Source organism: Janthinobacterium kochi, assembly GCF_051380715.1.
Classification (GTDB): Bacteria; Pseudomonadota; Gammaproteobacteria; order Burkholderiales; family Burkholderiaceae_D; genus Janthinobacterium.
This window is the reverse complement of the sequence record NZ_JBNYXO010000008.1, coordinates 42,790-67,856: the sequence shown is the minus strand read 5'-3', so window position 1 is coordinate 67,856 and position 25,067 is coordinate 42,790. Positions and strand designations below refer to the sequence as shown.

The 25,067-nt window shown below is 61.6% G+C and carries 20 protein-coding genes; 7 read left to right on the top strand and 13 right to left on the bottom strand.

The annotated features are described in order from the left end of the window. Positions 1-29 precede the first annotated feature (29 nt). On the top strand, positions 30-308 hold the full coding sequence (locus ACQ4WL_RS17955; RefSeq protein WP_436510961.1) for a hypothetical protein: 279 nt from the start codon (positions 30-32) through the stop codon (positions 306-308). A 258-nt stretch (positions 309-566) separates the two neighbouring features. Here the strand turns inward: ACQ4WL_RS17955 and ftsB are convergent, their stop codons facing one another. From ftsB to pyrG, 3 genes are all read right to left on the bottom strand, one after another. Continuing rightward, entirely contained in the window at positions 567-890 is a 324-nt protein-coding gene (gene ftsB, locus ACQ4WL_RS17950) for a cell division protein FtsB (RefSeq protein WP_035821182.1), read from the bottom strand. 61 nt (positions 891-951) lie between these two features. Then, a complete protein-coding gene (eno, locus tag ACQ4WL_RS17945; protein ID WP_034750709.1) occupies positions 952-2,235 on the bottom strand; it encodes a phosphopyruvate hydratase in 1,284 nt (427 codons plus the stop codon). Between the two features lie 140 nt (positions 2,236-2,375). Continuing rightward, positions 2,376-4,028: a CTP synthase gene (gene pyrG / locus ACQ4WL_RS17940; protein WP_099762759.1), complete on the bottom strand. Its 1,653-nt coding sequence runs from the start codon at positions 4,026-4,028 to the stop codon at positions 2,376-2,378. Between the two features lie 246 nt (positions 4,029-4,274). Between pyrG and ACQ4WL_RS17935 the strand changes: the two genes are divergently transcribed. Beyond that, positions 4,275-4,682 (top strand): PRC-barrel domain-containing protein, encoded by a 408-nt coding sequence (locus tag ACQ4WL_RS17935; RefSeq protein WP_436510960.1) that lies wholly within the window; start codon positions 4,275-4,277, stop codon positions 4,680-4,682. 30 nt (positions 4,683-4,712) lie between these two features. Here ACQ4WL_RS17935 and ACQ4WL_RS17930 read toward each other — a convergent pair whose 3' ends face one another. The 5 genes from ACQ4WL_RS17930 to ACQ4WL_RS17910 all read right to left on the bottom strand — a co-directional run bounded on the left by ACQ4WL_RS17930 (position 4,713) and on the right by ACQ4WL_RS17910 (position 10,044). After that, the gene (locus ACQ4WL_RS17930; protein WP_436510959.1) at positions 4,713-6,977 is read right to left on the bottom strand and encodes a TonB-dependent receptor domain-containing protein; all 2,265 of its coding nucleotides are present in this window, start codon (positions 6,975-6,977) and stop codon (positions 4,713-4,715) included. 51 nt (positions 6,978-7,028) lie between these two features. Continuing rightward, positions 7,029-7,802: an energy transducer TonB family protein gene (locus ACQ4WL_RS17925; RefSeq protein WP_436510958.1), complete on the bottom strand. Its 774-nt coding sequence runs from the start codon at positions 7,800-7,802 to the stop codon at positions 7,029-7,031. Next, on the bottom strand, positions 7,799-8,227 hold the full coding sequence (gene exbD / locus ACQ4WL_RS17920; RefSeq protein ID WP_436510957.1) for a TonB system transport protein ExbD: 429 nt from the start codon (positions 8,225-8,227) through the stop codon (positions 7,799-7,801). The genes ACQ4WL_RS17925 and exbD overlap by 4 nt, the downstream gene beginning before the upstream one ends. A gap of 3 nt (positions 8,228-8,230) precedes the next feature. Then, positions 8,231-8,983, bottom strand: coding sequence for a tonB-system energizer ExbB (gene exbB, locus ACQ4WL_RS17915; RefSeq protein ID WP_436510956.1), 753 nt, complete (start codon positions 8,981-8,983; stop codon positions 8,231-8,233). Between the two features lie 140 nt (positions 8,984-9,123). Then, on the bottom strand, positions 9,124-10,044 hold the full coding sequence (locus ACQ4WL_RS17910) for a ChaN family lipoprotein (RefSeq protein WP_436510955.1): 921 nt from the start codon (positions 10,042-10,044) through the stop codon (positions 9,124-9,126). A gap of 188 nt (positions 10,045-10,232) precedes the next feature. Between ACQ4WL_RS17910 and ACQ4WL_RS17905 the strand changes: the two genes are divergently transcribed. Next, positions 10,233-11,642, top strand: coding sequence for an FAD-binding oxidoreductase (locus ACQ4WL_RS17905; protein WP_436510954.1), 1,410 nt, complete (start codon positions 10,233-10,235; stop codon positions 11,640-11,642). Positions 11,643-11,721: 79 nt separating this feature from the next. On the opposite strand, the gene ACQ4WL_RS17900 is transcribed toward ACQ4WL_RS17905, so the two are convergent. Next, entirely contained in the window at positions 11,722-12,195 is a 474-nt protein-coding gene (locus tag ACQ4WL_RS17900) for a GNAT family N-acetyltransferase (protein ID WP_436510953.1), read from the bottom strand. A 39-nt stretch (positions 12,196-12,234) separates the two neighbouring features. Beyond that, on the bottom strand, positions 12,235-15,375 hold the full coding sequence (locus ACQ4WL_RS17895) for an error-prone DNA polymerase (RefSeq protein ID WP_436510952.1): 3,141 nt from the start codon (positions 15,373-15,375) through the stop codon (positions 12,235-12,237). A 97-nt stretch (positions 15,376-15,472) separates the two neighbouring features. Here ACQ4WL_RS17895 and ACQ4WL_RS17890 point away from each other — a divergent pair, with 97 nt between their 5' ends. Both ACQ4WL_RS17890 and ACQ4WL_RS17885 read left to right on the top strand, forming a co-directional pair. Beyond that, on the top strand, positions 15,473-16,258 hold the full coding sequence (locus ACQ4WL_RS17890) for a PhzF family phenazine biosynthesis protein (RefSeq protein WP_436510951.1): 786 nt from the start codon (positions 15,473-15,475) through the stop codon (positions 16,256-16,258). Between the two features lie 237 nt (positions 16,259-16,495). Beyond that, positions 16,496-18,838: a TonB-dependent receptor plug domain-containing protein gene (locus ACQ4WL_RS17885; protein WP_436511118.1), complete on the top strand. Its 2,343-nt coding sequence runs from the start codon at positions 16,496-16,498 to the stop codon at positions 18,836-18,838. Positions 18,839-18,955: 117 nt separating this feature from the next. On the opposite strand, the gene ACQ4WL_RS17880 is transcribed toward ACQ4WL_RS17885, so the two are convergent. Beyond that, entirely contained in the window at positions 18,956-19,441 is a 486-nt protein-coding gene (locus tag ACQ4WL_RS17880) for a hypothetical protein (RefSeq protein WP_436510950.1), read from the bottom strand. A gap of 209 nt (positions 19,442-19,650) precedes the next feature. Between ACQ4WL_RS17880 and ACQ4WL_RS17875 the strand changes: the two genes are divergently transcribed. Both ACQ4WL_RS17875 and ACQ4WL_RS17870 read left to right on the top strand, forming a co-directional pair. Next, positions 19,651-21,849 (top strand): OsmC domain/YcaO domain-containing protein, encoded by a 2,199-nt coding sequence (locus ACQ4WL_RS17875; RefSeq protein ID WP_436510949.1) that lies wholly within the window; start codon positions 19,651-19,653, stop codon positions 21,847-21,849. Between the two features lie 15 nt (positions 21,850-21,864). Then, positions 21,865-22,461 carry a 2-hydroxychromene-2-carboxylate isomerase gene (locus ACQ4WL_RS17870; protein ID WP_436510948.1) on the top strand — a complete coding sequence of 199 codons (597 nt, stop codon included), beginning with the start codon at positions 21,865-21,867 and terminating at the stop codon, positions 22,459-22,461. A gap of 6 nt (positions 22,462-22,467) precedes the next feature. Here ACQ4WL_RS17870 and coaD read toward each other — a convergent pair whose 3' ends face one another. Together coaD and ACQ4WL_RS17860 are read right to left on the bottom strand one after the other, a co-directional pair. Next, on the bottom strand, positions 22,468-23,613 hold the full coding sequence (gene coaD, locus ACQ4WL_RS17865; protein WP_436510947.1) for a pantetheine-phosphate adenylyltransferase: 1,146 nt from the start codon (positions 23,611-23,613) through the stop codon (positions 22,468-22,470). Positions 23,614-23,731: 118 nt separating this feature from the next. Beyond that, positions 23,732-25,066: an ATP-binding protein gene (locus ACQ4WL_RS17860; protein ID WP_436511117.1), complete on the bottom strand. Its 1,335-nt coding sequence runs from the start codon at positions 25,064-25,066 to the stop codon at positions 23,732-23,734. Between the last annotated feature and the right edge of the window lies 1 nt (position 25,067).

Genomic DNA, 25,067 nt, shown 5'->3' with positions numbered 1-25,067 from the left:
TGCAACAACAGACCATTCATGGAGGGCATATGTCCACTTTTACCAACACCTACAGCAACGACGACAACTACTTCAGCAACCTGGGCCGCGCCACGCGCGCCTTCCTGGGCGCCCTGCTCGCTTCCAAGCCATACAGCGAACTGGCGCAAAAGGAAGTCATCGCCAGCAACGCCGCCAGCAACGAAGAGCAACGCTATGTGCGACCAAGCAAGCGCGACATCGCCCTGCTGAACTCGGAAGCGGCCCGTTATGAGCACCTGATGCCGAATCTGGCTTCGGAATTGCGTTTCCTGGCCTCGCGCGGATAACTAAACACTGAAGGGATTTTTATATGATATTTCTCGAAACCGTGCTGGTAAGCGTGGCCGTCGTGGTCACCAGCATCCATTTCTACCTGATCTCGACCGGCAAAGCCCGTTTCTGATCAGTCAGCAGCAAGACAGTAACAGCACGCCGCGCCATGCGGCCAGTCGTGTACAGAAGTACAAGGTAGTAAATACAAGGTAGTAATGTGACATGTCAGCCTGGCAATCGGTCCAGGCTGGCAAGCGGGAAGTAGACCTGTCTTAGTGCGGCGCAGCAGCGTCCACTGGCGTTTCCAGCAGTGGCGGGGTTTGTCCCTTGCGCACGATCTGCACGAAAATCTCATTCTGCTTGACCATGCCCAGCTCATAGCGGGCACGCTCCTCGACGGCGCCCGTACCATCTTTCAAGTCGCGCACTTCGGATTCGAGCTTGGCGTTGCGCGCCTTCAATTCCATGTTCTTCTTGTTGGCCACCGCCACTTGGGCTTCCATGTCGGCAACACGCAGCCAGCCACCTTTACCCAGCCAGAGGGGAAATTGGATCAACAGCAGCAGGGCTGCCAGGGCGAGCGTAATCAGGCGCATGGGGCATTCAGTTAACAAACCGGCCGGATATCTCCGGCCGGCCAGTGGGTTTTACATCAGCTTACTTCAGATTATAGAACGCATCGCGGCCAGGGTAGCTGGCGATGTCGCCCAGGTCTTCTTCGATACGCAGCAGCTGGTTGTACTTGGCCATGCGGTCCGAGCGCGACATCGAGCCGGTCTTGATCTGCAGGGCGTTCGTGGCAACGGCGATATCGGCGATGGTCGAGTCTTCCGTTTCACCCGAGCGGTGCGAAATGACGGCCGTGTAACCGGCGCGCTTGGCCATTTCGATGGCGGCGAAGGTTTCCGTCAGGGTGCCGATCTGGTTGATCTTGATCAGGATCGAATTGGCGATGCCTTTCGAGATGCCTTCTTTCAGGATCTTGGTGTTGGTGACATACAGATCGTCGCCGACCAGTTGTACTTTCTTGCCCAGTTCCGCCGTCAGAATCGCCCAGCCGTCCCAGTCGCCTTCGTGCATTGCGTCTTCGATCGAGATGATCGGGTACTTGTCGCACCAGGTCGCCAGCAGGTTGGTGAACTCGGTGGCCGTCAGGCTCAGGCCTTCGCCTTCCATTTCGTACTTGCCGTTCTTGTAGAACTCGGACGCGGCGCAATCGAGGCCGATGGCGATCTGCGTGCCTGGCTCGTAGCCCGCTTCTTCGATGGCCTGGATGATCAGCTTGATGGCTTCTTCATGGTTGGCCAAGGATGGCGCGAAACCGCCTTCGTCGCCCACGTTGGTGTTCAGGCCCTTCTTGTGCAGGATCTTTTTCAGCGTGTGGAACACTTCCGCGCCGTAGCGGACAGCTTCCTTGAACGACGGAGCGCCCACGGGAATGATCATGAATTCCTGGATGTCCAGGTTGTTGTCGGCGTGTGCGCCGCCGTTGATGACGTTCATCATCGGCACTGGCATCTGCATGGCGCCCGAACCGCCGAAATAGCGGTACAGCGGCAAGCCCGCTTCTTCGGCGGCAGCCTTGGCGACCGCCATCGAGACGGCCAGGATGGCGTTGGCGCCAAGGCGCGATTTGTTTTCCGTGCCGTCCAGGTCGATCAGGGTACGGTCCAGGAATGCCTGTTCATTGGCGTCCAGGCCCATGATGGCTTCGGAGATTTCGGTGTTGATGTTTTCGCATGCTTGCAGCACGCCCTTGCCGAAGTAGCGCTTGGCGTCGCCATCGCGCAATTCCACGGCTTCGCGCGAACCGGTCGAGGCACCCGACGGCACGGCCGCGCGGCCCATCACGCCCGATTCCAGCAACACATCGCATTCGACGGTCGGGTTACCGCGCGAGTCCAGGATTTCGCGACCGATAATATCAACAATAGCACTCATGTCATTCTCCAAAGTTAAGCGTAACAGGGGCTGCACACTGCGTTCTGATGCGCAATTGCACAAAGGGGGCAAAGAAACTCCCGGCGGGAACCATCTGGCCGGGAGCTGTCTTACGGGTAATACTGTCGCAATTGACCGCGTTATTGCGCGGCGGCGTTGGCTTCTTTGTGCGCCAGCGCTGCCTTGATGAACGAGGTAAACAAGGGATGGCCGGTGCGTGGCGTCGACTTGAACTCGGGATGGTATTGCACGCCCATATACCATGGGTGGGAATTTTCACCCGTGCGTGGCAATTCCATGATTTCGCACAAATCTTCGCTCGGCGTGCGGGCCGAGACGATCATGCCAGCCGCTTCGACACGGGCCAGGTAATGATTGTTGGCTTCGTAGCGATGACGGTGACGCTCGGTCACCACGCTGCCGTAGATCTCGGCAGCGAGAGTGCCCGGATTGACGGCGCAGGTCTGCGCGCCCAGGCGCATGGTACCGCCCAGGTCCGAGTTTTCATCGCGCAACTCGACTTTACCATCGTGGTTTTGCCACTCATTGATCAGTGCAACGACAGGTTGATCCGTATCAAGGTCGAACTCGGTCGAATTCGCGTTCGGCATGCCAGCCTTGTTGCGCGCATATTCGATCAAGGCCACTTGCATGCCCAGGCAGATGCCCAGGTAAGGGATCTTGTGCTCACGGGCGAACTGGGCCGCCTTGATCTTGCCTTCCACGCCGCGCTTGCCGAAGCCGCCCGGTACCAGGATGGCATCGTACTTGGCCAGGTTCTCGCAACCGGTCGTTTCGATTTCTTCCGAATCGATGTACTCGATGTTGACGCGGCTTTCCGTGTGGATGCCAGCGTGGCGCAGCGCTTCGATCAGCGACTTGTACGACTCGGTCAACTCGACATACTTGCCGACCATGCCGACGGTGACTTCCGCCTTCGGGTGTTCCATCGTGTAGATCAGCTTGCTCCAGATCGACAGGTCGGCCGGCGCAGGATCGAGGTCCAGCGCTTCGCAGATGATCTTGTCGAGGCCCTGGTCGTGCAGCATTTGCGGCACTTTATAGATGGTGTCGACGTCCCACACGGAAATGACGGCATGCTCTTCGATATTCGAGAACAGCGAGATTTTCGCGCGCTCGTCTTCCGGGATGGCGCGGTCGGCACGGCACAGCAGCGCGTTCGGCATGATGCCGATTTCACGCAGTTTTTGCACCGAGTGCTGGGTCGGCTTGGTTTTCAGTTCACCGGCCGAGGCGATGTAAGGCACCAAGGTCAGGTGGACGAAGGCCGTGTTCTTGCGGCCGGCACGCAGGCTCAGCTGGCGTGCCGCTTCCAGGAATGGCAACGATTCGATATCGCCGACGGTGCCGCCGATTTCGCACAGGGCCACGTCGTAGCCTTCGGCGCCACGGCGGATGTAATCCTGGATTTCATTGGTGATATGCGGAATCACCTGCACGGTCTTGCCCAGATATTCGCCCCGGCGTTCCTTGCGGATCACCGATTCATAAATCTGGCCAGTGGTGAAGTTATTCACCTTTTTCATGCGGGTGGAAATGAAGCGCTCGTAGTGACCGAGGTCGAGGTCGGTTTCGGCCCCGTCGTCGGTAACAAAAACTTCACCGTGTTGCATGGGGCTCATCGTGCCAGGATCGACGTTGATATACGGGTCGAGCTTGAGCATGGTGACTTTAAGGCCGCGCGATTCGAGGATCGCGGCGAGGGAGGCGGCGGCAATCCCTTTTCCAAGGGAAGACACAACGCCACCAGTGACGAAGACAAATTTGGTCATTGCAGATGGTGCCGAACGGCACGTGCGGGAAATTGAAATTATACACTAAAGCCCACCTTCGGCGCTCTCCACACGTGGAAATTTGCGCCAAATGGCGACGATCGCCCCCGCTCCTGCGGTCTACACACAACAAAATTACCCAATAGTAATAATTAAAATATTTTCAATTCCTTAATTTGTGTGGGCGAGCGAACAGACCCTGCCGCGCTCCGGCCGCAGACTGGGATTTTTCAACGGAGGTACATCATGAGCTACGAAGAACGCGACGCCTACGGCATGTATGTCAACCGCGGCCACAAAGGCCCCGGTCCTGAACTGATGGGTGCAGATACTCTGATCGGCGACCATGTGCACAACGCCAAGGATGAACATCTGGGCGAAATCAAGGAAATCATGATCGACATGCGCAGCGGCAAGATCGCCTACGCCGTCATGTCGCACGGCGGTGTGTTTACCATCGGCGAAAAGCTGTTCGCGGTACCGTGGGAAGCGCTGCTGCTCGATACCGTCAACAAGCGCTTCACCCTCAACGTCGACAAGGAGCGCATCGAAAACGCGCCCGGCTTCGACACGGATAACTGGCCGGACATGGCCGATACCACGTGGGCGCAGTCCATCCACAGCTACTATGGCACCACGCCACGCGAGTATTAATTAAGCCAAAGCGCGGGGCGGGTGTCTGCTTTAAAAGCGGTACTCCAGCCCCGCCACATATGTCCGCCCTCTCGCCGTGCTCATCGGCGTATTGTCGTTCGACTGCGACGGCATCGAATTCAAGCGGTTCAACGCTTCCGAATAATTCTTGTCCATGGCGTTTTGCACCGACAGGCGCAGGAACAGGTTTTTTGACACCTGGTAGCTGGCGTACAGGTCGATCACGGCCGGAATCTTCGGATTGTCCACTTTCGTCACTTCACCCGTTACTTCATTGGCTTCATTGTCCGGCGACAGGCGGCGGTTCGATCCCGTGTGCTTGACGATGGCGCCGATCTCCATTTTATTGTCCAGCAAGCGCGTGCCCACGTCGAGGTTGTAGTAAGTGCTGGGCAATTCGCTGATGTCGGACGCGCCGAACCACGCGCTGGCGATCGAGGTCGGCTGGCTGGTCTTTTCACGCGTGTACGACAGGCGTGCATAGGCCGGTCCCAGCTGGTACTGCGCTTCCAGTTCCCATCCCCGCGTGTGCACGGGCGTGGCCGAGTTGATGTAGATATACATGTTCGTCACGTACTCATCGACCGTTTCCCAGTCCGTGGCGAGCACTTCCGACATATTGCACTTGCGCCCGTTATCGCAGACGAGGAAAGATTGGCTGGTGATATAGCCGTCGATCTTGCTTTTGAAATACAGGGCCTTGAAATGGAGCGCATCGTTGGCGCTCAGCAGACCGTGCAGGCTGGAATTGAAGCCCAGCTGATAAGTCGTCGCTTTCTCGCCCTTCAGGAAGGGATTCATCGAGGCGCCGCCATCGTTGGAAAAGAATACTTCCTGAGGGTTCGGTCCGCGCATGGTGCGCTCGGCGCTGGCAAACGGCTGGAACCACGGCGTCACTTGCGCGGAAACGAGCAGCGAAGGGTTGATGCCATGTTCCTTCAGCGCGATATGCGCCGCCCCTTGCGGGAAACATTTCACCCGCTCGTCGCAGGCCGGCTTGTAGCCCGTCAGCTCGAAGCGGGTGTAGTTCAGACCCGCATTGACTTGAACAATGCCGCGGTTGTATTGCAGGCCCGCGTACAGGCTGTCGATCTTTTGCTTGCCGGCGGGGCCAAAGGTATTATTTTCTATCGATTGCGCGTTGGCGTCCGGGTTGTCCGGATCATCGACGAGGCTTTCCACGTGCTTGCTGTATTCATTGCGCATCAGCTTGCCGCCCACGCTCACCAGCGCGTCGCCGCCCGCCAGCTTGAAGCTGCTGGTGTTGTTGATGTCAAAGGCATCGGCGCGGTTGGCCGTGCTGGTGTTGACAAAATTAATCAAGGCTTCCGGCATGTATTTCTGCTTGCCACGACTGCTGCTGGCGACCACATTGAGGTCGATCAATTCCGAAAACGGCGTGTAGTGATATTTCACATAGTAATCATCGCTCTGGATATCGCGGCGCGTGAACGTATTGCGGTAATCGCGCGCCGACAGTTCCAGCGCATGGAAGTCGCTCAATGTGAGGTCCAGCTTGAGCAGTTGCGACTTGGGCTTCTGCTTGTAAAAGCGGTTGTAGCCGAAGCCGAATTCCTCGCTGTCCGTGCCATTGCCGTTCTTGTAGTTGTTGCCGATCACGCTCGCGCTGGTGGCCGCCATGAAACCCACGCTGCCGCCATCGAAGGCGGGGTTTTTCATGCCGACGGCCAGCATGGCGCTGCGTCCCACGCCATTGGTGCCGGCGGACATCTTCGTGCGCGCGCCCACCTTTTCGCCCTTGAATACCACGTCATCGACGCCGATGGTGCGGAAATTGGCACTGCCGCCGAGCGCATTGACGCCATCGCCGCCGACCGCATTGCCGCGCGACACGTCCACGCCGATGATGAAGTTCGGATCGATCAGCGCGCCGAACTGGCTGCTGGGCACGCTCCCATGCGCCACTTCCGACGGTGCGCTGCCATAGTAATTTTGCGTCACGCCATCAATCATGGTGTTGACCCGGCCAAAGCCGGACAGGCCGCGGATATTCACGCTGACGGCCCCTTGCGCCGGATCGATCTGCGTAAACGTGCCCGGCATGCCGCGCAGGATCTGGTCGACGCTCTGCAAGCGCGTGTCCGACCCGCGCGCGCTGACGGCGCCCGCTTTTTCCAGCGCCTGCTGCTCCACTGGCACCGATTCACCCGACACATTCAGTGGAGAGAATTCCACCTTGCCCGCAGTACTATCCTGCGCCTCTTGCGCCCATCCCTGCTGCGCCAGCAACGCCATGCAGACGCCCACGGCGCGTGCCATTGTCTTGATATGCATACACCCTCGATTTGTTATGGTGAGATTTTTAATGAACAACAATCGGCATCCTCATGCCTTGTCCTGTCCTGGTTCCAGCCTGAACGAGACGGGCAAGGTGACCGTCACCGTGCCCTGGTGTAAGACGTTGTCGGGCGGCGCCGGCAACGGTTGCGCGCGCTGCAGCACTTGCAGCGCTTCGCGGTCGAGCAGCACCGTGCCCGATGACGTGATCAATTCGCTGGCCAGCAATTTGCCGTCGCGGTCCACCTGGAAACGCACCCAGGCGGCGCCGGCCCGCTTGCGCTGGCGCGCATCACCCGGATAGCGCTTGAACTGGGCCAGGTGGCTGAGCACGCGGCTTTGCCAGCTGGCCGGCGCCGCGCTGGCGGGCGGCGTATCGCTGTTGAAGGGCGCTGCCTGCGGACCGCGCACGGCGGCCGGTGCCGGTGTGGCGCTGCTGCTGGCCTGCGCGGGCATGGACGCTTCCTTGGCGGCATCCTTGCCCGGTTCCGTCGAGGGGCTGGCGGCCGCCTTTTCCTCTTTTTCCGCCGCGACGATCTCCGGCGCGGCGGCGCGCGCCAGTACCGGCAGCGCTTCCTGCCGGATGGCGCTCTTTGGCGGCCGGGCGGCGCTGGAGGCGGCCGACTGGCGCGCGCCCACGGCATGCGCGACCTGTGTTTCCGGCGACATGGCTTGCGCGGCAAACACCAGCATCACGCTGGCGGCCGGATTGGCCGGCGCCACGGCGACAGGCTGCCAGCTGGCCCACAGCAGCAGCGCCAGGGAAGCCAGCAGCACCAGCGACGTGGCGATGCCCCAGCTCAATATCGGACGCGGATTCACCCGCCCCCCTCCCGGCCCACCAGGCCCACTTTCAGGTAGCCGGCCTGGCGCAAGGCATCCATCACGCCCAACACGTCTTCATACCCGGCTTGCTTGTCGGCCTGGAAAAACAGCGTGCGCTGGCGGTCGCCGCCCGTCTGCGCATCGAGCAAACTGCCCAGCTGCTCGCGCGCCACGGGCGATTCCCCCAGGTACAGGCTGTGGTCGGCTTTCAGGGAAACGAACAATGGTTTCTCGGGACGCGGTTCGGGCTGGGCCGTAGCGGCCGGCAAGTCGATTTTCAAGTCGACGGTGGCCAGCGGCGAGACCACCATGAAAATGATCAACAGCACCAGCATCACGTCGATGAAGGGCGTGACATTGATCTCGCAGAGCTCCGGCATGTCGGCCGTATCGTCGTCCGGCGCAGGAAACAGGGGAGCCATGGTTCAGGCCTGCTTGCGCGTGTCGAGGTCACGGCTGAGCATCAGCAGCACTTGCGCCGACGCGGCGCGCAGCTGCGCCTTGTACTGGTTGATGCCACGGCTCAAGACGTTATAGATGACGACGGCGGGAATCGCCGCCACCAGGCCCAGGGCCGTTGCCAGCAAGGCTTCCGCGATGCCCGGTGCCACGGTGGCCAAATTCGTGCTCTGGCTGACGGCGATGCCGATAAAACTGTTCATGATGCCCCACACGGTGCCGAACAGGCCGACAAACGGCGCCACTGCGCCGATGCTGGCAAGCAGGCCTATGCCTTGCGTCATGGCGCGCACCTGCTGCGCGGTGAACTGTTCCTGGCGAAAACCGGCCCGTTCTTTCAACGCCGCCGCCGTCGCATAGGCGTGCGACAAGCTCAGTTCCTGCTGCACATCATCGAGCAACCGTTGCGCCAGCAAAGACGCCCCGCTCTTTACTGCCGCATCCGGCAAGGACGTGGCAGTCTTCAGTAAGGCAACGGCTTGCGCCGCCGCACGCCGGGCTTGCAGCAAACTGGCGCCCTTCACCAGCAAGACCACCCAGGTGGCCAGCGCAGCGATCAATAAACCGATGAGCACGCTTTTGACGACCTGGTCGGCGGCGAAAAACATGCCCAGCGGCGACATGTCGTGCGGCAGCGCGGACGCTTGCGCCGTGGCATGGAAGAGGGAAAGAACGATGCCGCAGGTGGCGGCCTTGATATACAACAAAGGGAGTCGCATGGAAGCTTCAACAGGTAACAGGCATGGCTGCGCCAACGGCGCGCACGCGCATGCAAAAAATCGGACGGACTACCTGGCTGCTATGGATGAGCTTGCTGGGGGAGAGTGCCGGGCAGAACACCCGGCGGCAATACAAGGAATTATTTGGCGCTGGCGATGGCGGGTGCCGCAACCGGCGTGAACCAGACGAAGTCCGCCTGCGGCGCCAGTACCGTGGCGCCGCGCTGCGCCAGCACCAGTACCAGCGGCGCCGGGCCGCCCGTCAAATCCTGCACGTGCAGCGGCACGCCCAGGTCCTTTTGCGCATGGTAGGCGCCGGCGATCAGCACGGCTGGCGCGGGCGCGGCCAGCAGGCGCTCGGCCATGCGGCGGTCGCGCTGCTGCTGCACCGACAGCATGGCGGCCAGGCGCGGCGCGTCGATCTGGTTGTCATGCATGACGCGGATGATGTCTTTCAGTTTGTCATGCACCTTGCCATCGTTGGCCAGGTTGGAATGGGTGCCCTGCACGGATGGCTTGTCGGCAAACATTTGCTTGATTTCGCTGCGGTCCAGGTTGGCCGACCAGACAGGGTATGGCGCGCGCATCGCGGTCATTACCAGGTCGCCATATTGCACCCACTTCCAGCTGGGTTGCCAGGCCAGCAGCTCGGCCACGTGTTCGGGGCGCACGACGGGATCCGTCTGCAGCCACGGCTTGACCTTGTCCACCTTGGCTTGCTGGTCCTGATTCAGCATTTCCAGCAGCACGCTGCCTTGCGGACGCTGGCCCTGCAATTGCTGCAGCAGCCATTGCTCGATCTGGTGATGGCTGAGCTGGTCATGCTGTTCGCCGATGATCACGCGCGGGGCGGCAGCCAGCTGGGCCAGCAATTGCTCGGCGCTCAGGCGCTGGCCGCTGCGCAGGTCGACGATCTCGCCCAACTGGCGCACATCTTGCGCAGAAGCGGACGCGGTCATCGCAGCGACCGCCGTGCCGGTGGCGGGTGCGACGCTGCCGCAGGCGCTCAGCGCCAGCACGCAGGCGGGCAGGACGGCACCGAGGGACAGGGAGAATTTCATGGGCAGGGCCTTTCGGGTAAAGCGCACATTGCAAATAGGGACAGGCGGGCATTTTAATGGAAATGATTCTCATTTACAACCAGTACACGACACACCATGCAGATTTTTTTACAACTGGCAAGAAATCAATATGCTGCTTCGGTGAAATTCCCGGGCGCGGAGTAGAATAAAAAAAACGGAGGACTCGCGTGAATCAAACTGACCAGTTGGCGGTACTGAAAAAACCGCTGCCCGCATCCCTTGCTGCCGTACTTTCCCTGATCTTTGCCGACCGCTTTTCCATGACGCAAGCCATGCGCGAACACCATGGCCGCGACGAGTCGAGCTATCCCCCCATGTTACCGGACGCCGTCATCTTCGCCCATTCCACCGAGGAAGTAGCGGCCGCCGTGAAGCTGTGCAGCGCACACGACGTGCCCATCATCGCCTATGGCAGCGGCACTTCGCTCGAAGGCCACGTGCTGGCCCTGCATGGTGGCGTCACGATTGATCTGTCGCAAATGAACGCCATGGTAGCCGTGCATGCTGAAGACTTGACGGCCACCGTGCAGGCTGGCGTGACGCGCAAGCAACTCAATGAAGAAATCCGCGACACGGGCCTGTTCTTCCCCATCGACCCTGGCGCCAATGCATCGCTGGGCGGCATGGCGGCCACGCGCGCCTCGGGCACGAATGCCGTGCGCTACGGCACCATGCGTGAAAACGTGCTGGCCCTGACGGTGGTGACGGCCGATGGCCGCATCATCAAGACGGGCACGCGGGCGAAAAAATCCTCGGCCGGCTACGACCTGACGCGCTTGTTTGTCGGCAGCGAGGGGACCTTAGGCATCATCACGGAAGTGACGGTCAAACTGTATCCCCTGCCCGAAGCGATCTCGGCCGCCGTCTGTTCGTTCCCCGGCACGGGCGAAGCCGTCAACGCCGTGATCCAGACCATCCAGATGGGCGTGCCCGTGGCGCGAGTCGAGTTTCTCGATGAAAACGGCGTCAAAGCCATCAACGCCTACGACAAGATGGCGCTGCCGGAAAAACCTTTGTTGCTATTTGAATTCCACGGTACGCCGGCCAGCGTGGCTGAGCAGGCGCAGCTGGTGCAAGCCATCACGGCAGAACACGGCGCCAGCGATTTCGAATGGGCCAGCCGCCCCGAAGAGCGCTCGCGCCTGTGGGCAGCGCGCCACAACGCGTATTTCGCCCTGCTGCAGATGCGCCCCGGCAGCCGCGCCATTTCCACCGATTGCTGCGTGCCCATTTCCCGCCTGGCCGAATGCATCCTCGCCACCAAGGCCGATTGCGAGGCGCAGGGCCTGGTCTACGCCATCATCGGCCACGTGGGCGACGGCAATTTCCATGTGCAGATGCTGGTCGACCCCGATGATCCGGCCGACATCGCCCGCGCGGAAAAGGTCAACAGCGACATGGTCACGCGCGCCATCGGCATGGACGGCACCTGTACGGGCGAGCACGGCGTGGGCATGCACAAGATGAATTTCCTCGTGGAAGAACATGGCGAAGGCGCCATCGACACCATGCGCGCCTTGAAACACGCGCTCGATCCGAAGAACCTCATGAATCCGGGCAAGATCGTGCGCTGGTAAATAAGCGCCATAAGCCTGCAAGCAAAAACTGGGGTCAGACCCGCCGGGTCTGACCCCGGTCCTTGCCGTTGGGTTATTTTTACAGCGCCATGCGCATCGGCACGAAAGCGATGCCATCCATTTCCACCTTCGGCCCCGTAGCGACAAAACCCAGGCGTTCATACAGTGGCAATGCATACAAGGAGGCGTTCACCGTGAAGCCCGTCGTGTTGCCCCTGGCCAGCGACGCATCGCGGGCAGCCTGCCACAAACGGCGCGCCATGCCGCGCCGGTGCAGGGCGCGCGGCACGAACATGTGGAACAGATGCGTGTTGTCGCGCATGGCCACCACGCCGGCCAGTTCGCCGCCGATATGCGCCAGCTGATACGCGTAGCGCGACTGCGACAGATAGCCTTCGATGGCCGGCTGGCGGCAATGTTCGATAAACTTTTCCGCCCCCGCGCCATCGGGGTGCAGGGTCAAAAAGGGCATCAGGTCTTCGATCAGGGCGACGATGGCGGGCGCGTCGGCGACCAGGGCGGGACGCAGTGTCGGTTCGGGCAAGGTTGTCATATTCAAATAATGCCATGCCCTCCTCCCCGCCGGCAACTCTCAACAGAAATCCCGGCTGCTGGTCTGCAAGCGTCCCAGCAAATGCGACATGTCGACCAGGCGCTTGGCCACCAGGTTGCATACCTGCCCCTCGCGCTGCCATACGCCATACACACCCAGCAGGGGTGCGCTCAGCACTTCGCGCCGCTGGCTTTCCACCAGGTCGGGCCAGACGATGACGTTGACGGTGCCCGTTTCGTCTTCCAGGGTCATGAAGATGACGCCCTTGGCCGTGCCCGGACGCTGGCGCACGGTGACGATGCCGCAGGCGCGCGCCAGTTGGCCATCCGTGTAGCTGGCAAGCGTGGCGGCGGGCAGAAAACGTTGTTCCAGCAATTGCTTGCGCAACAGCGCCAGCGGGTGGCGGCCCAGGGTCAGGCCTTGCGCGCGGTAATCGCTGACGATGCTTTCGCCTTCCGTCGGCGCGGCCAGCACGGGCAAGTCTTCCTCTTGCGTGGTGATGCGCAACAAATCCCTGTCGGGCACGGCGCCGGCCGCCTGCCACAGCGCCTCGCGCCGGTGGCCAGCCAGCGCGTGCAGGGCGTTGCCGGCGGCCAGCACCTGCAAGTCATGACGATCCAGGCCGCCACGCCGCGCCAGGTCGGCCACGTCGACAAAGGCGGCGATGGCGCGCGCATCCTCGATGCGCTGGGCCGCCTCGGCGCGCATGCCAAACAGGCTGTTCAAGCCCAGGCGCACGGCCGGCCCGTCGCCCTGCCCTTCTTCCAATGTCGCTTCCCAAGCGCTGACGGCAACGTCGACGGGCAGCACTTGCACGCCATGCCGGCGACCATCCTGCACCAGTTGCGAGGGACTGTAAAAGCCCATGGGCTGGCTGTTGAGCAAGGCGCACAGGAAGGCGGCCGGTTCATGGCATTTCAGCCAGGAACTGGCGTACGTCAGCAGGGCGAAACTGGCCGCGTGCGACTCGGGAAAGCCGTATTCGCCAAAGCCCTCGATCTGGCTGAAGATAGCCTCGGCAAACTCCTTGTCATAACCATTGTCGACCATGGCATCGACGATGCGGTCATGGTAATTGTTCATGCCGCCCTTGCGTTTCCAGGCCGCCATGGCGCGCCGCAACTGGTCCGCTTCGCCGGGCGTAAAATCGGCCGCGATGATGGCCACCTGCATTACCTGCTCCTGGAAGATCGGGATGCCCAGGGTGCGTCCCAGTGCCTTTTCCAGGCCCTTCGGATACTCGACCGGCTCCTTCTGCTGGCGCCGCTGCAGATACGGATGCACCATGCCGCCCTGGATGGGGCCAGGACGCACCAGCGCCACCTCGATGACGAGGTCGTAGAATTGGCGGGGGCGCAGACGCGGCAGCATGCTCATCTGCGCGCGCGACTCGATCTGGAACACGCCGATGGTGTCCGCCTGGCACATCATGTCGTAGGTGGCCGGGTCTTCGGCGGGAATATCCTGCAGGCGGAATTGCTCGCCGCGCCGCGCACTCACCAGTTCGAGGGCGCGGCGCAGGGCCGACAGCATCCCCAGCGCCAGTACGTCGACCTTCATCAAGCCAAGCTCCTCCAGGTCGTTCTTGTCCCACTCGATGACGCTGCGCTCGGCCATGCTGGCGTTTTCAATCGGCACCAGGCGCGACAATTTTCCTTGCGCGATGACAAAGCCGCCCGGATGCTGCGACAAATGGCGGGGAAAGCCCAGCAACTGCTGCGCCAGGCCGGCCCACTGCTGCGACAATGCCGCTTCCGGGTCGAGCCCGCATTCGGCCAGGCGGCTCAATAAATCGCGCTTGCCATCGAACCAGCGATGCGCCTTGGCCACTTTTTCCACGATGGCCAGGTCGATCCCCAGCGCCCGGCCGCTGTCGCGCAAGGCGCTCTTCGGCCGGTAGCTGATCACCACGGCCGCCAGCGCGGCCCGTTCACGGCCATATTTCCCGTAGATATATTGAATCACTTCTTCGCGCCGCTGGTGCTCGAAATCGACGTCGATGTCGGGCGGCTCGTTGCGCTCGCGCGACATGAAGCGCTCGACCAGGCAATTGCCGCGCGCCGGATCCACTTCCGTGATGTGCAGGCAATAGCAGACGGCCGAATTGGCGGCCGAGCCCCGGCCCTGGCACAGGATGTTTTGCGAACGGGCAAAGCGCACGATGTCGTAGACGGTCAAAAAATACGGCTCGTAGGAAAGGTCGGCGATCAGTTCCAGCTCATGCTCGATCTGCTGTTGCACGTTGGCCGGAATACCCAGTGGAAAGCGCACGCGCGCGCCCGCATACGTTTCTTCGCGCAGATAGCTGGCCGGCGTGTGACCGTGCGGGACCAGCTCGTCGGGATAGTCATAGCGCAAGCTGTCGAGGGAAAATTTGCACCGGCCCGCGATGCGCACGGTTTCCGCCAGCGCTTGCGGCGAATACACATTGGCCAGGCGCAAGCGCGCGCGCAGATGCTGCTCCGCGTTTTGCGCCAGCGCATAGCCGCACTCATCCACCGGCTTGCCCACGCGTATCGCGCACAGGGTATCGAGCAGAGGCTTGCGCGAACGCACGTGCATGCACACATGGCCGACGGCCACCACGGGCAAGCCCAGCGCCTGCGCGGCGTCCTGCACGGCGCTGCGGTGGGCGTCATCCTGCGCCCGCTGCAGCAGGTTCAGGCCGATCCAGCTGCGCTCGCTGCCAAAGGTGGACACCATCCACGCGCCCTGCGCGCGCAGCGTCTCGGGCCGGGCCGGATAGCCGGGCAGCAAGATCATCAGACAACCGGGTAAGCCCTGCAAATGGGCAAACTGCGCCGCAGGCGCGGCGAAATCGTCGGGCGTCAGCAAATAGCTGCCCTTGGCCGCCCGCGTGCGCGCCATGGTGATCAGTTCCGACAAGTTGCCGTAACCGTCGCGGTCCTGCACCAGCGCCAGCAGGGACAGCGCCGCGCTGCCATCGGCTGGCGTCAAATGAAAATGCGCGCCGATGATCAGGGGGAAATCGGCCCGCTTGGCCACCGCATGGGCGCGCACGACGCCGGCCAGCGAGCACTCGTCGGCAATGGCCAGCCCCTTGTAGCCGAGCTGGACTGCGCGCGCCACCAGCTCTTCCGCATGCGAAGCCCCCTGCAGGAAGCTGAAATTGCTCAGGCAGTACAACTCAGCATACTCGGGTAAGACTGCGCCCAACATGATCCACCTCAATACTGTATATAAACACAGTATATTATACGCATCTGAAATCGGGCTTATCGTTTATGCTGGTGTTTTACCTTATGCCTCGACCGCCATGATCGTCCACTTATTAAAATGTTTCGGCGCCGCACCCGGTGGCGGCAATGCGGCGCTGGTCGTGGAAAACGACCACGGCAGCGAAACGGCGCGCCAGACCTTCGCCCGCGAACGGCAAGTGAGCGCCTGCGTCTTCATCGACAGGCAAGCGGACGGCGGCATCGTGCTCGACTATTTTTATCCACACACGCGTAGCCCCCTGTGCCTGCATGCCACCCTGGCGGCCGCGCATGTGCTGTTGACGGCGCCTGGCGCCCCGGCAACGCTGACGGTGACCACCGCGATGCGCGGGCAAGCCTTGCAACTGGTGCGCAGCGCAGCCGGTCTATTCATCGGCCTGGCGCCACAGCCGGCGCCTGCCGTCTTGGTGGAAAAGTATATTCCGTCGGAATTGATGGGCCAGCACATGCACCTGGCCTCGCCGCCCGTGATCGCCTCGGTCGGCAGCCCGAAGCTGCTGCTGGAAGTGGCCGACCGCACCATTCTGCGCGCGTTGCGGCCGAACCTGGAACTGATTGCCGACTGGAGCGCTTTACATAAAGTCAACGGCTGCTATGCGTATTGCCGCACGGGCGAGAGCGAATACGAGGGGCGCAACTTCAACCACCTCGACCCGGCACTGGAAGACAGCGCCACGGGCGTGGCGGCGGGCGCGCTGGCAGCGCATGTACAACAGTCACTGTGTCTGCATCAGGGCCACGTGACGCAGCAGCCCTGTTTGATCGACGTGCATTACAGCCCCGGTGAAATCCTGGTAGGCGGCATGGTGCAAGCGAGCACCTGAACGGGGCATCACGCACCAGCGCAAGGCAAGCCAGTGATGAACAAAAAGATAGTCAACCAGGAAACAACAGTTACAGTCGATTTGTAATCACAAAATAAATTATCGCTGGTGGAGGATGAAATGATGGCACTAGAATCAAGTCACGAATATTGCTCATCAGCCACTTGGAGATACTGCGTGCCGACCCTCACCACCTTGCGTAAAGCCATCCTCATCAGCCTGTACGGCAGCGCCGCCATGGCCGCCTTCAGTCCCGCCGCCATGGCCCAGACCACGGAAACTGGCGCCACGGACGGCCCCGTGCAAACGGTCAGCGTGGTCGGCTCGCGCAGGGTCGCCAGTTCCGCCACCGATACCATGGTGCCAGTCGATATCATTCCGATTTCCAGGGTCGCCGAGCAAGGCGGTCAGTTTGACCTGGCGCAATCGCTGCAATACATCTCGCCCTCGTTCAACTCGACGCGCCAGACGGGCGCCGACGGGGCCGACCTGGTCGATTCGGCCGCCCTGCGCGGCCTCGGCTCCGACCAGACGCTGGTGCTGGTGAACGGCAAGCGGCGCCACACGACGGCCCTGGTCAACCTGTTCGGCGCGCGCAACCGCGGCAACACGGGCACGGACATGAATGCGATTCCTTTGTTGGCGATCAAGAACGTGCAAGTGCTGCGCGATGGCGCCGCCGCCCAGTACGGCTCGGATGCCATTGCCGGCGTGATCGACATCGAACTGAAGAAAAGCCTGGGTTGCGAAGCGGTGGCCGGCTACAGCCAGTATTCGGCAGGCGATGGCAAGAATTACATGACGTCCGCGTATTGCGGCATCGCGCTGGGCGACAAGGGCGTCATCGCCATCACGGGCGAATACCTGGACCGGGGCCGCTCGAACCGGGCCGACGCGGACAGCATGCGCATCATCGGTGACACCAAGTCCAAGAACAAGACCCTGTACCTGAATGGCGACTACGCCACCAGCGGCACGGGCAAGCTGTACTTCACGGCCGGCGCGCAGACGCGCGATGCGTCGAGCGCCGCGTTTGGCCGCGGCGGCATCGGCAGCGAAGACATCCCTGCGCGCAATTCGGCCGCCATGTACCCGGACGGTTTCGTACCATTTATTAACGGCAAGATCGACGACCAGTACGCCACCGTCGGCCACCGCAGCCAGATCGGCGAATGGCATGCTGACTTTTCGCAAACCTATGGCTACAACAAGATGCGCTATGACATCAGCCATACCTTGAACGCGTCGATCGCCAATCTCGACTTGATGAACGGCGGCAAGGGCGTCAGCGCCAGCAGCTATGACGCGGGCGGCTTCTCGTTTCAGCAACTGACCAGCAACGCCGATTTCAGCCGCTATTACGACACGGTGATGCGTGGCATGAACGTGGCCTTCGGCGCCGAATACCGCAGCGAGGAATACAAGATCATGGCCGGCGAACCGGGCTCCTACAGCGACGTCGACGGCGTGGGCGTGGGTGGCAATGGCCGCAGCCAGGGCTTTCCCGGCTTCCAGCCCGGCGACGTGACCAAGGCCAAACGCCACAGTATCGCCGCGTATGGCGACGTGGAATTGGACTGGACGGAACGCCTGAAAACCCAGGCGGCTTTGCGCTATGAAAAATTCAGCGACTTCGGCTCCACCGTGACGGGCAAGCTGGCCGCCAGCTACAAGGTGGCGCCCAACGTGCTGCTGCGCGGTTCGGCCAGCACGGGCTTCCGCGCGCCGTCGCTGCAGCAAGTGTATTTCTCGTCCACCTTCACCGACTTCGTCGGCCTCGTCGCCACCGACGTGGTACTGGCGCCGAATGGCGGCGCCGTCGCCAATGCGGCCGGCATCCCGAAGTTGAAAGAGGAAAAGTCCACCAGCTTTACGTTCGGTACCACCTGGACGCCGACGCAGGCCATTTCCATCACGGCCGACCTGTATGACATCAAGATCAAGGACCGCATCGTCCTGTCGGGCCGTTTCAATGCCGGCAATTACCCGGACCTGGCGGCACGTCTGTCCCTCCTGGGCGTGACGGAAGCGCAATTTTTCGTCAATTCCGTCGACACGCGTACGCGCGGCCTGGACTTGACGGCGTCGCACAAGGGCGAACTGGCCGGCAACCGCCTGAACACCTTCCTGGCCTTGAACCTGAGCAAGACGGAAGTGACGAAAGTCAAGACGCCCGCCTCGCTGACGGGCTTCGAAGATGTCTTGCTGTCCGAGCGCGAGCGCCTGTTCATCGAACAGGGCGGCCCCCGTTCGAAAGCCACCCTGGGGTTCGACTACATCACGGGCAAGCTGGAATCGGACTTGCGCATCATTTATTTCGGCCCGCAAACCCTGGGCACCTACAGCGGCACGGCCAAGGGCGTGCCCAACGCTCATTACGCGGCCAAGACCTCTGCCGACCTGAGCTTTACTTATAGCATCAACAAAAACACCAAGCTCACTTTCGGTGGCAACAACATCTTCAACGTCAAGCCCACCACGCAGAACGCGGGCGAGACGGACAACGGCTTCAAGTACGACAGCGTGCAGTTCGGCCTGAACGGCGCGTCCTACTTTGGCCGCTTGTGGGTGAAATTCTGATCTGAACTGACTCTTCGCATAAAAACAGCGGCTGCGCCAGCATGGGCAGCCGCTGTTTTTTATGTCGGCATCACCATTCAGTGCTCATCGCCCGGCTGCCGCATTCGTCACAGGCTTTCACTGCTCGTACACTCCCATGCTCCAGTACCGGCTGCCTTGCCTGCTGCGGGCAAGCCAACCCAATGCCTGCAGCTCTTTGCCGATCAGGCGATTCATGATGCCATGTCCGACCAGTAGCACCGGCCCCTTGGCGGCCAGCGCAACAAGCCGCTCGGCGGCAATCCTCGCGCGCCGCCGGCTTAGCGTCAGCGAATCGGCTCCGCGCGCATAACCGAATAACCAGAGCAGGCGAAAAATCGCTGCCCAGGCTGCAGGCGGCAGCCAAGGTGCTCTCCAGAGCGCAAAAGGCAGCCCGGCCTCGGTGAAAATCGCCTCTTGCATGAACGGCAAGTCACCCAGTGCCCTGGCCGACGAGGATGCCCTCGGTGCGGTGCTGGCCACGATAGTTGACGCCGATAGCGCTGCCATGGCGCACTCTGCAGGTATGCCATTGTCTTTGATGAGCGATTGGTTGTAGAGATCAATCCACGCTCCCATTTGCATGGGCGCTATCCAGCCCCCCTTGGCGAGGCTAGGCTCGCCGTGACGCATCAGTGTTATTCGCATGTAGTCAGATCGCCTCGCACATTTATCAGTCTGTTTCATTGCCCCAGCGGCTCCCAGCCAGCACGGCCGCCGTGAACAACCTTTGCCCTGCGGCGGAAAGCACGGATAATAGCGGCTAACTCATAAGCACAGTATTGGATTACCTCATGGAAATTAAAGTCAACTTTCTCGACAAGCTGCGTCTCGAAGCCAAGTTCGACGATTTTACCGTCGTCGCCGACCAGCCCATCCGCTACAAGGGCGATGGCTCGGCACCGGGCCCGTTCGATTACTTTTTGGCATCATCGGCACTGTGCGCGGCGTATTTCGTGAAGTTGTATTGCGATACGCGCAATATTTCCACTGAGAATATCCGCCTGTCGCAAAACAATATCGTCGATCCGGAAAACCGTTACCAGCAAATTTTCAAGATCCAGGTCGAGTTGCCGGCCGATATCTCGGCCAAGGACCGCCAGGGCATCCTGCGCTCGATCGACCGTTGCACGGTGAAAAAAGTAGTGCAAGCGGGGCCAGAATTCGTCATCGAAGAGGTGGAGAACCTCGATGCCGATGCCCAGGGCTTGCTGATATTGAATCCCGATGCCGAGGCTAGCACCTATATTCTGGGCAAGGACCTGCCGCTGGAACAGACCATCGCCAATATGTCTGGCCTCCTGGCGGGCCTGGGCATCAAGATTGAAATCGCCTCGTGGCGCAATATCATTCCCAACGTGTGGTCGCTGCATATCCGCGATGCGCATTCGCCCATGTGCTTTACCAACGGCAAGGGCGCGACCAAGGAAAGCGCGCTGGCGTCGGCCCTGGGCGAGTATATCGAACGGCTCAGCAACAACCATTTCTACGCCGGATCGTTCTGGGGCGAGGATATTGCCAACGCGGACTTTGTCCATTACCCGAACGAGCGCTGGTTCAAGCCGGGCCGCAAGGATGCGCTGCCGAAGGAGATTCTCGATGCCTACTGCCGCGACATCTACGATGCCGATGGCGAGCTGCGCGCCTCGCACCTGGTCGACACCAACTCCGGCAATGCCGAGCGCGGCATCTGCTCGCTGCCGTATGTGCGCCAGTCCGATGGCGAGGTCGTATATTTCCCATCGAACCTGATTGAAAACCTGTACGTCAGCAATGGCATGAGTGCCGGCAATACCTTGGTGGAAGCGCAGGTGCAATGTCTGTCGGAAATTTTTGAGCGGGCCGTCAAGCGCGAAATCCTCGAAGGCGAAATCGCCCTGCCCGACGTGCCGCAGGAAGTGCTGGCGAAATACCCTGGCATCCTGGCCGGCATACAGGGGCTGGAAGAGCAAGGCTTTCCCGTATTGGTCAAAGATGCGTCGCTGGGCGGCGTGTACCCGGTGATGTGCGTCACCCTGATGAACCCGCGCACGGGCGGCGTGTTTGCCTCGTTCGGCGCGCACCCGAGCCTGGAAGTGGCGCTCGAGCGCAGCCTGACGGAATTGCTGCAAGGGCGCAGTTTTGAAGGTTTGAACGACTTGCCGCAACCGACATTCGCCAGCGAAGCCGTCACCGAGCCGAATAACTTCGTCGAACACTTCATCGATTCGAGCGGCATCGTCTCGTGGCGCTTCTTCAGCGCCAAAGCCGATTTCGATTTTGTCGAGTGGGATTTTTCCGGCCACGGCGAAAACTCGAATGCCGAAGAAGCGGCGACCCTGTTCGGCATCCTCGCCGACATGGGCAAGGAAGTGTACACGGCCGAATATGACCAGCTGGGCGCCACCGCCTGCCGTATCCTCGTGCCCGGTTATTCGGAGGTGTACCCGGTCGAGGATTTGATCTGGGACAACACCAACAAGGCGTTGCTGTTCCGCGCCGACATCCTGAACTTGCATGGCCTGGACGATGCCAGCCTGGAAGACTTGCTCGAGCGCCTGGAAAACAGCGAGCTCGACGAGTACGGCGACATCGCCACCCTGATCGGCATCGAGTTTGACGAAAATACGGTGTGGGGCCAGCTGACGACGCTGGAACTGAAGCTGCTGATTCATCTCGCCTTGCAGCAATTCGAGGAAGCGAAGGAGCTGGTGGAAACCTTCCTGCAGTACAACGACAACACGCTCGAACGCAAGCTGTTCTATCAAGCCTTGAACGTGGTGCTGGAAGTGGAACTCGATGACGCGCTGGAACTGGACGATTACGTGGTCAATTTCCGCCGCATGTTTGGCGACGCCCGCATGGACGCGGTGCTGGGCTCGGTAGACGGCAGCGTGCGCTTCTTCGGCCTGACGCCGACCAGCATGCAACTGGAAGGCCTCGACCGGCACCAGCGCCTGATCGACAGCTTCAAGAAACTGCACGCGGCGCGCGCCAAGGCGGCTGCCGCCTGACTTGGGAGCGCTACCATGGCCACACTGGAATTCTGGTTCGATTTCGGCAGCAACTACAGCTACCTGAGCGCCATGCGCATCGAAGCGCTGGCGCGTGAAAAGAAGGTGCAGGTCATCTGGAAACCCTTCCTGCTGGGCGTCGTCTTCAAGGCACTGGGCTGGGAGACATCGCCCTTCATCTTGCAAAAACTCAAGGGCGATTACACGTGGCGCGATATGGCGCGCCAGTGCGAAAAGTACGCATTGCCGTGGCAGCAACCGAGTTCCTTCCCCCGCACGGCCCTGCTGCCCATGCGCGTGGCGCTGGTCGGCGCGGACCAGGGCTGGATCGCGCCGTTTGCGCGCCGCATGATGACGCTGAATTTTGCCACAGACCGCGATATCGACAACATCGAGGCCGTCAGCGAGGTGTTGGAGGAACTGGGCCTCGATGCACGCGCCATCCTGGCGCTGGCTTTGACACCGGACAACAAGCTGCGTCTGCGCCGCCAGACGGAACAGGCGCAAGCGCTGCACCTGTTCGGCGCGCCCAGCTTCATCAGTGACGGCGAACTATTCTGGGGCAACGACCGGCTGGACGATGCGCTGGCGCATGCGGCCGCCAGCGCCTGACGACCATCAGCCGGCCAGCGCCGCAATCTCTTTCCGCATGTTTTCAATCGCCCGCTCGTTGTACTGGTCGGCAAAGTACGCATCGCCAAACAGCTGGCCGGCCTGCGCCTTGGCGCACAGGTGCTGCAGCGCCAGTCCCCGCTGCTGCTTGAAGCGCACGGGGTCCACATGCGCGTATTCGCGGCCGATGGCTTGCGTGTAGGCGTGATATACCTCTTCATCTTGCCCCAGGATGGCCAGGTCGGCGCTGAGCATGGCATCCTTCAGCGCGTGGCTGATGCCCGGCCCCTGGAAATGGTCGGTGACGCGTATCAATTGCGCCACATCGCCGTTGTCCCCGGCATCGAGGCCGCTGGACAGCCACAGCTGGGCGCTCGCTTCTTCGCTGGAATACAGGGCATCTTCGTCGTGGCTATAGACGGCGTCATGGAACCAGAAGGCTTTCTTGACCAGCGCGCTGTCACACCCGGGCGCAAAGGTATTGTCGGCCCACACGCGGATTTCCGACAGGCCGTGCACCAGGTGGTCGAGGTTGTGATAGTGGCGGTCCGTGCCGCCATATGCCTGCGGCCCCGTCAGGTGCGCGAACCAGTGATCCGCCAGCGCGATGTCGGCTTGCGTGGCGGTAGTGTAATTCCACAGCGCTTCCCACTCCTTGCGCAGGCAGTCGAGGATCCACGCCTGATACGCCGGGCCGGGGACGAATTTCTTCATGGTCCAGTTCCAGCCGACGGGCCCTTCCAGCGCCTTGACGAAGCTCGAGCTGACGGACCCGAGGTCGCGCGGCGGCATGACGAAAATCGTCTTGGCGCCCTGTAGCACGTCCACATTGGTTTGCTGGATCAGGTTTTCATAGTCAAAATCGGCCGTCGTGCGGATGCCGCGGATCAGGTAGTCGCAGCCATGCTTTTTCGCCGCACGCGCCGTGTAGTCGCCCTTGACGATGACCACCTGCACATTGTCCCAGCCGCACTCGCGCGCGCTCTGCTCGATGATGCGCTTGCGGTCTTCGGCGGGAAATTGCGGTTTCTTGGCGGGGTTTTGCGACAGGAAGACGATCACCTCGTCGGCGAGCGAACGCGCTTCGCCGATCACCCACATATGGCCGTTGGTGATGGGGTCGAGGGTTCCTGAAAATCCGATTCTCTGCATGTGCGCTCCGTGGTCTGGTTCTGCTTGTTTCGCAGACAATATAGGGCCACGGCGCGCACGTCAATGCACCAGGTTAAAGATCCGCCTCATCCCGCCTCGATCTGGAGGGAAATCTGCCTCATTTTTTCGCCGCCTGGGGGAATTCCACGCGCACGCACAGGCCGCCCAGGCGCTCGGATTTATCCAGCACCAGGCGCGCGCCATGGCGTTCGGCGATGGCCTTGATGATGGCCAGCCCCAGGCCGCTGCCGTTGGCGTCCGTGCCGGGCACGCGGTAAAAACGGCTGAAGACGCGTTCGCGCTCCTCGGGCGCGATGCCGGGGCCGTTGTCTTCCACCGATAACGTCACGCCGACGGGGCTGGCGCGCAAGTCGATATCGACCGTGCCGCCCTGCGGCGTGTACTTGATGGCATTGTCGACCAGATTGCGCAGCATGATGTTGAGCGCATCGGCCTGACCCGCCACCTTGGCCGGGTCCATGTGGTGCAGGCCCAGGTCGATCTTGCGCGCTTGCGCGATGCCGGCCATGTCGCCCAGCGCGCGCTTGACGACATCGTTCAAGTCCACCGCCTGCAACTGGTCGCCGCTGGCGGCACTGGCCTCCTGACGCGCCAGCACCAGCAACTGCTCGACCAGGCGCGTGGCCCGCTCGATGCCGGCGCTGACGCGGGAAATCGCCAGGCTGCGTTTTTCTTCCGATTCGGCCCGTTCCAGGCTGAGTACCTGCAGCTTCAGGGCTGCCAGCGGCGTGCGCAATTCATGCGCGGCGTCGGCAACAAAATGCTGCTGCGCGTCGAACGCCGTCTTGACGCGCCCGAACAGCAGATTCAATTCATGTACAAGCGGGCGCACTTCGTCGGGCAAGCCCGCTTCCGAGACGGGCGACAGATCGTCCGCCTGGCGCGCCGCCACCTGCTTGCGCACGCGCGAAACGGGCGCCAGCGAACCGCTGACGACCCACCACACGACCAGCATCAATATCGGCGCCATCAGCGCGATGGGGCCCACCGTGCGCAGCGCCAGGCTACCGGCCATGCGCTTCCTGACGGCCATGTCCTGGGCAATCTGCACGGTCTGGGAACTGGTTTGCACGGAAAAGATGCGGTAGGTGGTGCCGTTGGCTTTCACATTCGAAAACCCCAGCACGGCGCGCTGTGGCAATTCCGCGCGCGTGATCGAGCGGAACACCTGCACGCCGTCCGGCGTCCACACCTGCACCACCATGTCGTTGTTGACGGGGTCGGCCGGCAAGGCTTGCGCGTGATTGGCCAGCGGCGCGCCGGAGCGCAGCGACAGGGCCATCTGCTGCATGTGATAGTCAAAAATCTGGTCGGCGTCGTACAGGGCGCTGCGGTAAGCGATCGAGGCCTGCGCAAGGGCCGCCATGATGATGGCCGCCAGCAAAAACCACAGCAGGCGGCCGCGCAGCGAGTGCGTCACCGTGACCTTCATC